This is a genomic window from Methylobacterium isbiliense, from assembly GCF_022179325.1.
Lineage (GTDB): Bacteria > Pseudomonadota > Alphaproteobacteria > Rhizobiales > Beijerinckiaceae > Methylobacterium > Methylobacterium isbiliense.
Genome location: NZ_BPQQ01000022.1, coordinates 264257 through 276509, shown reverse-complemented (window position 1 = coordinate 276509; position 12253 = coordinate 264257). Strand labels below are relative to the sequence as shown.

Below are 12253 nucleotides of genomic sequence, written 5' to 3'. Positions count from 1 at the left end.
TCGGCCGTTGACGAGCGCGACACCATGCAATGTGGGAGTATCCGCCATGGCCGACACGAAGCGACTGGTTGATGCCCTGGTCCGCTCCCGCAGAGGTGGCCTCGCGGGCGGTCTGGCGGCGCTCGGCGGCCTCGCCCTCATCGCCGGGCTCGGCTACCGCGCCCTGGCGCGCGACGGCGCACCGGCCGCCGCCCGGCGCGCCCTCTCGGCCGAGGATGTCAGCGACGACGATGCGGACCTGTACCTGCGGGCCATGGTGGCGGCGACGCTGGCGGACGGGATGATCGACACGCAGGAGCGCGCCCGGCTCGATGCGGCGATCGACGAGGCCGGCCTCGACGCGGCGGGCCGCCGCGACCTCGACCGGCTGTTTGCCGACCCGCCGGCCGTGGACGAGATCGCCGACCGGGTGGCGGACCCGGACGCGGCGGCCCGGGTCTACGCGGCGGCGCGCCTCGCCATCGACCCCGACACCGTGCAGGAGCGCACCTTCCTCGCCCAACTCGCCGAAGCCCTCGACCTCGACGCGGAGGTCGTGGCGCGGGTCGAGGCGGAAGCCGGAGCCTGAGCGCCATGCGGGATGCCCGGCCCTCCCTGCTCGAACTCCTGGCGCGGGCGGGCTACGGCGCCCGCGGGCTCACCTATTGCCTCGTCGGCGGCTTGGCGGTCCTGGCGGCGATCGGGGAGGGCGGGCGGACCGGCGGCAGCCGCAGCGCGCTCGCGACGCTCCTCGGCCAGCCCTTCGGCCGCGTCCTGCTCGGGGCCGTGGCGGCGGGGCTCGCCAGCTTCGCGCTCTGGCGCGTGGTCGAGGCGGTGACGGATGCCGACCGGCGCGGCCGCTCGGCGAAGGGGCTCGCGGTGCGGGCCGGCCATCTCGTCAGCGGCGGCCTCTACGGCTCGCTCGCGGTCTCGGTGGCGGCGACCGCGCTCGGCCGCGGCGGCGGCGGAGCGGAGGATCAGGCGGCGCGCGACTGGACCGCGTGGCTGCTGCAGCAGCCGCTCGGCGCGTGGCTCGTCGGGGGCGTGGGCGCCGTGGTGATCGCGGCCGGCGGCGCCTTCCTGCTCAAGGCCTGGCGCGGCGACGTCACGCGCTTCCTCGCCCTGCCGGTGGATGCCCGGCCCTGGGCGACGCGCGCGGGCCGCTTCGGCTACGCGGCGCGGGGCATCGTGTTCTGGCTCATCGGCGGCTTCCTGATCGTGGCCGCGATCGAGAGCCGGTCGAGCGCCGTCCAGGGCCTCGGCGGAGCGCTCAGGACCCTGCGCGACCAGCCTTACGGCGCCGCGCTCCTCGGCCTGACGGCGGCGGGCCTTGCGGCGTTCGGGGCCTTCGGCCTCGTCCAGGCGCGCTACCGCCGCATCGATCCGCCCGATCTCGATCCCGCTGCGGCCGCGCGCCGGGTCGGGCTCGGGCGCTGAGCCGCGCCCGCCTATGCCAACGGTCGTTGAAAGCGACCGTCGGTTCCGTTCTCGACGTGTCGCCCAGCCTCTGGCTTGGCATCGACACGTCGAGATGGGTCATCGGCCCCGTCGATCCCGGGCTTGCCCGGGATCGAGATCGATGCGTCAGCATCCTGGGGCGATGGCGTCAGCCGGCCGGCGCGGTGCGCCGCACCGGCCGGGCTGGGTTGCCCGCCACGGTGGCGCCCGGCGGCACGTCGCGGGTGACGACGCTGCCCGCCCCGATGATCGCGTCGTCCCCCACCGTGACGCCCGGCAGCACCAGGGCGCCGGCGCCGATCCAGCAATTGGCGCCGATGCGCACCGGACGGCCGAATTCGAGCAGCGCCCGGCGCTGCGCCGGGTCGCGCGGGTGGTCCGCCGCCAGGATCTGCACCCCCGGCCCGATCAGGGTGAAGTCGCCGATCTCCACCGGCATGATGTCGAGGATGGTGCAGTTGTAGTTCAGGAAGACGTTGCGCCCGAGACGGATGTTGTAGCCGAGGTCGCAGTAGAAGGGCGGGCGCACCACCGTGTCGGGACCGGCCTCGGCCAGGAACGCGCGCAGCAGCGCGTGCCGCGCCGCAGGGTCCATCACGCCCGGGGCGTTGTAGCGGGCGAGCCATTCGGCCGTCCGCGCCACGTCGGCCAGGATCTCCGGGCCTTCAGGGCGGTAGAGTTCGCCCGCCAGCATCTTGTCCTTCTCGGATCGCGTCATGTCGTCTCCCGCGGACGGCGACCGGAGCGCCCGCTCAGGCCCGCCGTTCCGCCAGGAAGGCGCCCATCCGCTCCAGCGCCCGGGCGATGTTCTCGGCGGAGTTGGCATAGGAGAGGCGCAGATAGCCCTCGCCGTGCACGCCGAAATCGGGGCCGCCGATGGTGGCGATGCCGGCCTCTTCGAGGAGCGCGGAGGCGAGCGCCTTGGCCTTCCAGCCGGTGCCGGCGATGTTGGGGAAGGCGTAGAAGGCGCCCTTCGGGGTGATGCAGGACACCCCCGGCAGCCGGTTGAGCCCCTCGACCACCAGCAGGCGGCGGCGGTCGAACTCGGCCATCATCGCGGCGACGGCGTCCTGCGGGCCATCGAGCGCACTGATCCCGGCCCATTGCGTCGCGGCGTTGACGCAGGAGAACGAGTTCACCGCGAGCTTGCGCGCCGCCTCGTACAGGGGCGCCGGCCAGACAGACCAGCCGAGGCGCCAGCCGGTCATCGCGTAGGTCTTGGAGGCGCCGTCGAGATAGATCAGCCGGTCGCGGATCTCCGGATAGGCGAGCAGCGTGTGGTGGCGCTCGCCGTCATACGTCATGGTGCCGTAGATCTCGTCCGACAGCACCGCGACCTGCGGGTGCCCGGCGAGGCCCGCCACCAGCCGGTCGATCTCGGCCTTCGGCGTCACGCCGCCGGTCGGGTTCGCGGGCGAGTTCAGGATCACCAGGCGCGTGCGCGGGGTGATCAGGCCGAGGGTCTCCTCGGCCGAGAAGGCGAAGCCGTTCCGCTCGCGGATCGGGATCGGCACCGGGGTCGCGCCCGTGAACTCGATCATCGAGCGGTAGATCGGGAAACCCGGGTCCGGGTAGAGGATCTCCGCCCCCGGCTCGCCGAACATCAGGATCGCCATGAACATCGTGACCTTGCCGCCGGGCACGATCATGACGCTCTCGGGCGAGACCGCGACGTCGAGGCGGCGCAGGATGTCGCGCGAGACCGCCTCGCGCAGCGGCAGGATGCCGGTGGCGGGCGTGTAGCCGTGATGGCCGTCGCGCAGGGCCTTGACCGCCGCCTCCACCACGTGGGGCGGCGTCGGCATGTCGGGCTGGCCGATGCCGAGATTGATGACGTCGCGGCCGGCCTGCGCCAGGGCGGTGGCGCGGGCCAGCACCGCGAAGGCGTTCTCTTCGCCGATGCGCGCGAAGGCGGGGACGAGGGCGGGCATCGCCGCGGGCTCTAGCGCCCGCTCTTCTCCGCGAGCCGGCTCGCCGCGAACGAGAGCGCGCCGCCGATCACGATGAGCACGAGGCCGATCTTGATCGCCGACCAGAGCAGCGCCCGCTCGATGCCCTGATCCGTCAGCATCAGGACGAGGCAGGCCAGCACGGGCAGCGACACGACGATGGCGATCGGGAGCAGCGGGTTCGTGGTCTTCTCGCTCATGGACGGCCTTTCGGGATGGTAGCGCGGGCCTCATAGCACCCTCGCGCCGGGGAGGGGACACCCGTGGACACGATTCTTTGGTCCTGCGACGACGCGCGCGGACCGGGCCGGCGGTCGGCGCACCGCTGTTGCCTTCGCGCCGCGCCCGTGTGCAATGGTCTGGAACGATGACAGGGAAGGAACCCCGCATGGCCTCGACGCCTCGCCCCCGGATCGACTCGAGCCGCCTGCGGTCGCGCCTGTGGTTCGACAACCCCGACAACCCGGGCATGACCGCGCTCTACCTCGAGCGCTACCTGAACTACGGCCTGACCCTGGCGGAGCTGCAGGGGGGCAAGCCCCTGATCGGCATCGCCCAGACCGGCTCCGATCTCTCGCCGTGCAACCGCCACCACATGGAGCTGGCCAAGCGCGTGCGCGAGGGCATCACGGCGGCGGGCGGCGTCGCCTTCGAGTTCCCCTGCCACCCGATCCAGGAGACGGGCAAGCGCCCGACCGCGGCGCTCGACCGCAACCTCGCCTACCTGTCGCTGGTGGAGGTGCTGTACGGCTACCCCCTCGACGGCGTGGTGCTGCTCACCGGCTGCGACAAGACCATGCCGGCCTGCCTGATGGCGGCCGCGACCGTGAACATCCCGGCGATCTCCCTCAATGTCGGGCCGATGCTGAACGGCTGGAGCCGCGGCGAGCGCACCGGCTCGGGCACCGTGGTGTGGAAGGCGCGCGAGCGCCACGCGGCGGGCGACATCGACTACCAGCAGTTCCTCGACATCGTGGCCTCCTCGGCCCCCTCTACGGGCCATTGCAACACGATGGGCACCGCCTCGACCATGAACGCGCTCGCCGAGGCGCTCGGGATGGCGCTCCCGGGCTCGGCGGCGATCCCCGCCCCCTACCGCGAGCGCGGGCAGGCCGCCTACGCCACCGGCCAGCGCATCGTCGAGATGGTCTGGGAGGACCTCAAGCCCTCCGACATCCTCACCCGCGAGGCGTTCGAGAACGCCATCGTGGCCAACACCGCCATCGGCGGCTCGACCAACGCGCCGATCCACATCAACGCCATCGCCAAGCTGATCGGCGTGCCGCTCTCCTGCGACGACTGGGAGCGCGTCGGCTACGACGTGCCGCTCCTCGTCAACATGCAGCCGGCCGGGGCGTATCTCGGCGAGGAATACTACCGCGCGGGCGGCCTGCCGGCGGTGCTCGCGGAGCTGATCGAGGCGGGCAAGATCCATGAGGGCGCGCTGACCTGCAACGGACGCACCATCGGGGAGAATTGCCGCGAGGCGCGGACCTGGGACCGCGAGGTGATCAAGCCCTACGCCGAGCCCCTGCGCGAGCGGGCGGGCTTCCTCAACCTCAAGGGCACGCTGTTCGATTCGGCGATCATGAAGACCAGCGTGATCAGCCGCGAATTCTACGACCGCTACCTGGCGAACCCGAACGACCCCTATGCCTTCGAGGGCCGGGTCGTGGTGTTCGACGGGCCGGAGGATTACCACCACCGCATCGACGATCCCGCCCTCGACATCGACGAGAACACCATCCTGATCATGCGCGGAGCGGGGCCGATCGGCTATCCGGGCGCCGCCGAGGTGGTGAACATGCAGCCGCCCGGCGCCCTGATCCGGCGCGGCGTGCTCTCGCTGCCCTGCATCGGCGACGGGCGGCAATCGGGCACCTCGGGCACGCCCTCGATCCTCAACGCCTCGCCGGAGGCGGCGGCCGGCGGCGGCCTCGCGCTGCTGCAGAACGGGGACCGCATCCGCATCGACCTCAACACGCGGCGGGCGGACATCCTGCTCTCCGACGAGGAGCTGGCGCGGCGGCGCGAGGATCTGAGCGCGCGTGGCGGCTACCCGTATCCGGCGAGCCAGACGCCCTGGCAGGCGATCCAGCGTGCCATGGTGGAGCAGCTCTCCGAGGGCATGATCCTGCGCGGCTCGGATGCCTTCCAGAAGGTGGCGCAGAGCATGGGACCGCCGCGCGACAACCACTGAGACCGCGCGCCCGGGAAGCGCGTCCGGAACGCCCAGCAGCAGCCTCGGCGCACGCGGATCGAGGCTGCGCGTCCCCCTGCAGGCGGCCGGACGGCGTCGATCCGGACGCACGCGCGCCGAGACGCCCCGTCCCGCGACGGCGTCCCCTCGGCTGCGCCTGCTCGGGTCGCGACCGCAGGCCGTGACGATCACGGTCACGGCCGTCACCACCGCGACGCCCTCGGGCTATCAGGTGATGCCGCCGCTGCGGCCCGCCAAGGACGGTCTGCCGCACGCCCCCGTTCCCGCCGGATCACCCCGGAGGTCGGATGTGCGAGTTCAACCTTCTGTCATGGAACATCGAGCAGTTCGGGACGGGGAAGCTCGCCGTCGCCCCGGAGATCGCCAGCACGGTGAAGGCCCGGGTCGACGACACGGCGTTGTCGCCCAAGACGCCCTTCCTCGGCTTCCTGCTTGAGGTCAAGGGCCAGCAGGAGCAGGTCACGGCCATCCGCAGGGGCTTGCGCAAGGAGTTCAGACGAGCCGGGTTGAAGGGCGTCTCGTTCAAGGCGGTGGACCTCGGTGGCGCGAGCCACACGCGCGAATGGATCATCTCCATGTCCCGCGGCCTGAAGGTGACGTCGCGGGCTCTGAATCTCCGCTCCGTCCTCAAGAAGACCATCAGAAAGCGGAAGGTCGAGGCGCAGGAGCGGATGGATGCCCACCAGTCCCGCATCAAGGCCAAGGGCCTGCGGGCGCGCAAGAACCATCCGCTCGAAGCGCGGACCGACCATTTCAGGCCGAACACCTACGAGGCCGACTGGTATCGGGACGGTTTCCTCTTCCGCGCGCAGCGCAGCGACGGGACCGGTCCCGAGCATCGGATCGCGGCGTTCCACGCGCCGAACCCGCGCGTCAGCAATCAGAACAAGGACGTGATCGACGCGATCACGCAGGCCTCGCGCGCGGCCGATGCCGACATCATCATCGGCGACCTCAACTATCTCGGCAAGATCGAGAGGGATGGCTACAAGGACATCTCGGCGTCGCTGACGACCGGGACGACGCTCAGGAAGGGCAGCGCGTCCGAGCTGGGACAGCACCGCTGGGACCGCGTCATGGTGAGCGACGGGTCGCCCTACGCATCGGGCGAGGTCTCGCTGAGCGTGGCCAAGCCCCGCCCGAGCGGCGGGCGCGTCAGCGATCACGCGATGATCAGCGCCCTGTTCGGGAAACCGACGCCGCCGTAGAGTCCTCTCGCCCCGGGGGCGGGAGGGCGGCGCGTCAGGCCGCCCTGGCGAGGCTCTCGAACAGGCCGCGCCCGTCCGTCCCGCCGACCAGATCCTCGACGAAGTTTTCCGGGTGGGGCATCAGCCCCAGCACGGTGCGCGTCTCGGAATAGATCCCGGCGATGGAGTTCAGGGAGCCGTTGCGGTTGGCCGTCTCGGTGAGGTTGCCGGCGGCGTCGCAGTAGCGGAAGGCGACGCGGCCCTCGCCCTCGATCCGGGCGATGGTCTCGGGATCGGCGTAGTAGTTGCCCTCGCCGTGGGCCACGCAGACGTCGATCACCTGCCCCTGCCGGTAGGCCCGGGTGAAGGCGGTGTCGGTGCGTTCCACCCGCAGGGTCTGGCGGTGGCAGATGAAGCGGCGGTTGACGTTGCGCATCAGCACGCCGGGCAGGAGCCCCGATTCGCACAGGATCTGGAAGCCGTTGCAGATGCCGAGCACCAGCCCGCCGCGGGCCGCGTGCGCCCGCACCGCATCCATCGCGTTGGCCCGGCCCGCGATGGCGCCGCAGCGCAGGTAGTCGCCGTACGAGAAGCCCCCGGGCAGCACCGCGAGGTCGGTGCCGGCGGGCAGGTCCGTCTCGGCGTGCCAGACCCGCACCGCCTCGGCCCCCGACAGGGTGAGCGCCCGGATGACGTCCGCCTCGCGGTTCGAGCCCGGGAAGACGATGACCGCCGCCTTCATCGGGCGATCTCGACCCGGTAGTTCTCCACCACCGTGTTGGCCAGGAGCCGGTCGCAGGCGGCCTTCACGGTGGCCTCGGCGGCGGCCGGGTCGGCGCCCTCGACCTCGACCTCGAAGAACTTGCCCTGGCGGACGCTGGCGATGCCCTCGATGCCGAGGGAGCGCAGCGCCCCCTCGATGGCCTTGCCCTGCGGATCGAGGACTCCGGTCTTCAGGGTGACGGTGACGCGCGCTTTCATCGGCAGGCCTTCGACAGCGGGGGTTCGACATCGGGGACTTGAACCCCGAGGACTTGGACCCCGGATAGTGCGGATCCGCCGGTGAGGCAATCGCCGCTCAGGGACCGTACAGGCCGAGCGCCCGCAGGCTGGGCCGGTCAAGGGTGCTGGCGCCGTCCTCGCTCACCAGCGCCATGCCGCCGTAGCCGGACAATTCCCAGACCGACCACGCGAAGCCGCGCCGCTCGGCCTCCTCGCGCACGTCGCGCAGCCACGCCTCGCGGGAGATCGGGTCGGCGGCGCGGTAGCGGCCGTAGGTGCGGCAGGCGCCGAACTCGCCGAGCAGGATCTGCCGCTTGTCGACTCCGTGGCGGGCCGCCCAGGCCGCGACCTCGTCGAAGGCGGCCTCGATCCGCCTGCGATCGAAGCCCTCGGCCAGCGCGGCCGAGACGAAGGCCCGCGCCGCCGAGACGGTGCGCTGGCGCGTCAGCGGATCGAGGCCCGGCTCGCTCTCGACATTGGCCCTGACGGTCTCGAGCACGAAGGCCGCCGGCATGCTGGCGGACGGGTAGGGCAGGTCGGAGACGTAGCGCCACAGGGCCGCGCTCGGCTCCTTCGAGGCGACGCCCTGGTGCGTGAACGTGTAGGGCTCGTAGTAGTGGAAGGAGTAGCGCACCCGGCTGCCGCGGAACGGCGTCGGGTCGAGGGAGAGCAATCCGTGGCGGTTGCCGCCCCGCGCGCCGGTGAGCACCACGAGCATGTCCGGGGCGCCGCGCCGGACGGCGGCGTGCAGCCCCTCGGCCATCGCCTGCCAGCGCTTCACGCTGGCCGCATCGTAGCCGTAGGGCGGCTCGTTGATCGGCTCGAAGGCCACAGCCGGGCTGTTCAGGCCCGCGAGCAGCCGCGCGGTGCGCTCGACGAAGGCGAGGTACTCGCGGAAGACCGGGGTGTCGGTCGCGTGCAGCCAGTTGACGGCATCGTAGCGCGGCACCTGCGAGTTGGCGTGCAGGTTCACCAGCACGGCGAGGCCGGCGCCGAGGAAGCGCCGCACCGTCCCGAGGAGCTTGGCGTCCAGCGCCTCCCGCGGGGCGCCGGAGAGCTGCAGGAACGGTCCCGGATCCACCGTCAGCCGCACGAAGTCGAACCCCGCCTCCCGCACGTTGGCGATCAGCGCATCGGGCAGGTCGTAGGCCGGTCCGTCGAAGGGAGCGCTGCGGTAGCGCGTGCGGTCCGCCGGTTCGACCTGCGCCCAGTTGAGCATGGAATGCACGCCCACGCCGCGGCGGAAGGCGGCCTGCGGCTGCGGGCCTCCCGCCGCCGGCCCCGGCAGGGCGGTCGCGGCGGCGAGGAGGAGGAGGAGCGCGCGGAGAACGGGCCGGATCGTCATGGCCGGCAGCCTCTCACGGTTCGGCCGGCAGGCCGAGGCAGGCCCGCACGGCTACGCAATCCGCATCGTGGAGGCCGCGGCGGCGACCGCACGCGCGGGACGGCGCATCAGCCGCCGCGCCACCACAGCACGCCCATGATCACCGCGATGGCGACGAACTGGAGCACCACGCGCAGGCGCATCAGGCGCTGGGAGAGGTTCGCGCTGCCGCCGCGCAGCATGTTGACGAGACCGAACAGCAGGACGACGGCGACCGCCAGGCAGGCGACGAGGACGAGGGTATTGCCCGACATGGGAGACTGACTCGCGAGGGTTGGATCGCTTCGGGACGGCGCGCGACGGCCGGGTCTCCCGCGCGGGAGACGGGCGTGCCGAGGGTTGCGGGATCGCGGATCCCGCGCATCACGCGGCGCAGACGGCGTGACTCAGGCGTGCGGCACCACGGATCCCCTCAGTTCCGGCGCAGCAGGCGCTCGAAATAGTCGAGCTCCTCGCGGGCACGGTTCGGATCGCCGAGCTTGCGGCGCAGCTCCTCCAGAATGCGGCGGGCGCGCTCGACGCCGGATTCCTCGGCGGTGGGCACGCGCACGCGCCCGTCCGAATAGTCGCGGCTGCGGGTCGGGCGGCCGAGCGGATCGTTGTCGCGCGCGCCCTGGCGGCCGGGCTGGCCGGGCTGGCCCTGACCCTGCGGGCCCTCGCCGGGTTCGCCCCCCTCGCCCTCCTGACCCATCTGCTGCATCTGCTGGGCCATGCCCTGCGTGCCGCGCTGCAGCCCTTCGAGCGCGCGGCCCTGGGCATCGACGGCGCTGCCGTCCTGGCCCTGGCCGAGGGCCTGCTCGGCCTCGCGCATGGCCTGCTCGGCATCGGCGAGACCCTGCTCGCCCTGCAGGCCGAGTTCCTTCATGCGCCGCTGCAGCTGCTCCAGCCGCTCGCGCAGGGCCTGCTGGCGGTCACCGAGGCCCTGACCCTGCTGACCCTGCTGGCCGCGCTGCCCCTGCTGGCGCTCGCCGGGCTGGCCGGGCTCACCCTGGCCCTGCTGCCCCGGCTGGCGGCCGCGCTGGCCCTGCTGGCGCTCGCCGGGCTGGCCCTGCTGCGGCTGGCCGCGGTTGCCGAACCGGCGCTCCTGGCCCTGCCGGAAGGTCTCGTCGCGCAGGCCCTGCTGCTCGCGCGCCATGGTCTCGAGTTCCTGCATCTGCCGGTTCATCTCGCGCGCGGCGGGATCCGACAGGCGGGAGCCGGGCTGGGCCATCTGCAGGTTCTCGAGGATGCCCCGCAGCTGGTCGAGGAGGCGCTGCGCCTCCGCCACGTCGCCGCGCTTCATCGCCTCCTGCATCTGCTTGAGCATGCGGTCGAGGTCGTCGGGCGTGACCGTGCGGTCGGCCTGCTGCTGCTGGCGCTGCTCGCCCGATTGGGGGCTCTGCTGCTGGCGCTGCGCGAACTCCTTCAGGAAGCGGTCCATCGCCTGGCGCAGGTCCTCGGCGAGCTTCCTGATCTCCTCCTCGGAAGCGTTGCGGTCCACCGCCTCCCGGAGGCGGTCCTGGGCGGCGCGCAGGGCCTTCTCGGCATCCGAGAGATCGCCCTCCTCGATCTGCAGCGCGATCGCCCAGAGGAGATCGGCCACCTCGATCAGCGCCTCGTCGCTGCGGGCCGCCGCGAGGCGGCGCGAGACCTCCTTGAGGCCCAGGAAGACGCCCCATTGCGGGGTGAACCGCTCGGGCGCGATCAGCAGCGCGTCGAGCGAGGTCTGCACCCGGGCGCGGCCGCCGTCCGGGTCGAGGACGAGGCGGCGGCGCTCCTCCACGAGCGAGCGGGCGAGCGGCTGGGTGAAGACCCGGCCCGGCAGCGTCAGGCTGAGCGCGTTGCTGCGCCCCTCCTGGCCGGCCTCGTCGCGGGCGACGAGGGTCAGGGTCACGCGGGCGCCCGACCAGGGATTGTCGGTGAGATCGACGAGGGTGCGGGTGTCGTTGCTGCCCTGCGCCTCGGCCGGCAGGCTGAGCGCGAGACGGGGCGGCGGCACCAGGGTGCGGGCGCGCGTCTGCGCCTCGACCACGCCCTCGGCGCCGGCGATGCCGTAATCGTCCTTGGCCCGGTAGGCGAGCGTGAAGGTGCCGCGTCCGTTCGATTCGAGCGGACCCGCGAAGGCGATCTCGGGCGGGCGGTCGGGGATCGTCTCGACGGTGAGGCGGTGGCTGCGCGACAGCCCCGTCTGGACCGTGAGGTCGGCGGTGCCGCCGGTGAGCACGAACCGCTCCTCGCGCAGCAGGAGCCCGGGCTTCTGGGCGGCGGCGGGCGCCGGCCGCAGGCCGCTGCCGGGCGTCACTGTGGCCTCGGCCGCGCCGGCGATGCGGATCACCAGCGTGGCGTTGACCGGCGCGCGCAGGCGCTGGTCGGCCTCCGCGAGGTTGACGATGAGGGGCGGAAGCCGGGTGTAGAGGGGCGGGTCGATCCAGCCGTCGATGCGGAAGGCGGGCGCGGCGGCCGGCGGCCCGCGCCAGTCGAAGGCGGCGCGCAGCCGCTCCCCGGCCTCGGGGCCGGCCACGAAGGCGCCGCCGACCGCCGCGAGCAGGAGCGCGGCGCGCAGCGCATAGGGGTCGCGCCGGGCCATGCCGGGGCGGGGACCCGCGACCTTGAGGCGGTCGAGAAGCTGGGCGGCCCGGCGCTGGTGCAGCGCCCACAGGGCCTGCGTGCCCGGATCCTGCCGGCCGAGGGCCAGCGTATCCTCAAGCGCCTGGGCCGGGCCGTGGCGCAGACCCGCGTCCCGGTCGATGCGCGCCAGCGCCTGCGGGCGGCTGAGGCGCCGCAGGCGCAGGAGCGGGACGAGGGCGAGAACGAGGGCGGCGGCGAACAGCCCGACCCCGACCATGCGCAGCGTCGGGGAGGCGTCGAGCCACAGGCCGAGCCAGGAGGCGGCGAAGAAGACGAGCCCGACCGCGAGGCCGCGCCACAGGACGGGCCACGCCTGCTCCCAGGCGGCGACGCGCCCGGCCCGGACCACCAGCCGGTCGAGGCCCGCGCGGGGGTCGCGCCGGTCCGTCGGGGTCCCGTCGGCCTCGCTCATGCCGTACTCCCGCTCGCGCCGCGCCCGCCGAACCGTCTCGCCGGGCATCGGAGG

Annotated in this window: 12 protein-coding genes; 4 read left to right on the top strand and 8 right to left on the bottom strand. The window is 73.0% G+C overall.

What is annotated here, in order from left to right; genetic code table 11:
• Nucleotides 1–46: 46 nt before the first annotated feature.
• Together MFF61_RS10875 and MFF61_RS10870 are read left to right on the top strand one after the other, a co-directional pair.
• Nucleotides 47–568: a DUF533 domain-containing protein gene (locus MFF61_RS10875; protein WP_238235128.1), complete on the top strand. Its 522-nt coding sequence runs from the start codon at nt 47–49 to the stop codon at nt 566–568.
• Nucleotides 569–573: 5 nt separating this feature from the next.
• Nucleotides 574–1416 carry a DUF1206 domain-containing protein gene (locus MFF61_RS10870; RefSeq protein ID WP_238235127.1) on the top strand — a complete coding sequence of 281 codons (843 nt, stop codon included), beginning with the start codon at nt 574–576 and terminating at the stop codon, nt 1414–1416.
• Between the two features lie 169 nt (nt 1417–1585).
• Here MFF61_RS10870 and MFF61_RS10865 read toward each other — a convergent pair whose 3' ends face one another.
• From MFF61_RS10865 to MFF61_RS10855, 3 genes are read right to left on the bottom strand one after another with little or no spacing between them, the layout of a single operon-like run.
• Nucleotides 1586–2155, bottom strand: a complete 570-nt coding sequence (locus tag MFF61_RS10865; protein WP_238235126.1) for a sugar O-acetyltransferase — start codon at nt 2153–2155, stop codon at nt 1586–1588.
• A gap of 34 nt (nt 2156–2189) precedes the next feature.
• Nucleotides 2190–3368 (bottom strand): pyridoxal phosphate-dependent aminotransferase, encoded by a 1179-nt coding sequence (locus MFF61_RS10860; RefSeq protein ID WP_238235125.1) that lies wholly within the window; start codon nt 3366–3368, stop codon nt 2190–2192.
• Nucleotides 3369–3379: 11 nt separating this feature from the next.
• A complete protein-coding gene (locus tag MFF61_RS10855) occupies nt 3380–3586 on the bottom strand; it encodes a hypothetical protein (RefSeq protein ID WP_238235124.1) in 207 nt (68 codons plus the stop codon).
• A 188-nt stretch (nt 3587–3774) separates the two neighbouring features.
• Here MFF61_RS10855 and MFF61_RS10850 point away from each other — a divergent pair, with 188 nt between their 5' ends.
• Together MFF61_RS10850 and MFF61_RS10845 are read left to right on the top strand one after the other, a co-directional pair.
• Nucleotides 3775–5586 (top strand): IlvD/Edd family dehydratase, encoded by a 1812-nt coding sequence (locus MFF61_RS10850; protein ID WP_238235123.1) that lies wholly within the window; start codon nt 3775–3777, stop codon nt 5584–5586.
• A 308-nt stretch (nt 5587–5894) separates the two neighbouring features.
• A complete protein-coding gene (locus tag MFF61_RS10845; RefSeq protein ID WP_238235122.1) occupies nt 5895–6815 on the top strand; it encodes a hypothetical protein in 921 nt (306 codons plus the stop codon).
• A gap of 34 nt (nt 6816–6849) precedes the next feature.
• Here MFF61_RS10845 and purQ read toward each other — a convergent pair whose 3' ends face one another.
• The 5 genes from purQ to MFF61_RS10820 all read right to left on the bottom strand — a co-directional run bounded on the left by purQ (nt 6850) and on the right by MFF61_RS10820 (nt 12199).
• A complete protein-coding gene (gene purQ / locus MFF61_RS10840) occupies nt 6850–7536 on the bottom strand; it encodes a phosphoribosylformylglycinamidine synthase subunit PurQ (RefSeq protein WP_238235121.1) in 687 nt (228 codons plus the stop codon).
• A complete protein-coding gene (gene purS / locus MFF61_RS10835; protein ID WP_238235120.1) occupies nt 7533–7775 on the bottom strand; it encodes a phosphoribosylformylglycinamidine synthase subunit PurS in 243 nt (80 codons plus the stop codon). Before purS ends, purQ begins: the two co-directional genes overlap by 4 nt.
• 97 nt (nt 7776–7872) lie before the next feature.
• A complete protein-coding gene (locus MFF61_RS10830; protein WP_238235119.1) occupies nt 7873–9141 on the bottom strand; it encodes a glycoside hydrolase family 5 protein in 1269 nt (422 codons plus the stop codon).
• Between the two features lie 107 nt (nt 9142–9248).
• Nucleotides 9249–9434, bottom strand: a complete 186-nt coding sequence (locus MFF61_RS10825; protein WP_238235118.1) for a twin transmembrane helix small protein — start codon at nt 9432–9434, stop codon at nt 9249–9251.
• 158 nt (nt 9435–9592) lie between these two features.
• The gene (locus MFF61_RS10820) at nt 9593–12199 is read right to left on the bottom strand and encodes a TIGR02302 family protein (RefSeq protein ID WP_238235117.1); all 2607 of its coding nucleotides are present in this window, start codon (nt 12197–12199) and stop codon (nt 9593–9595) included.
• Nucleotides 12200–12253: the final 54 nt, after the last annotated feature.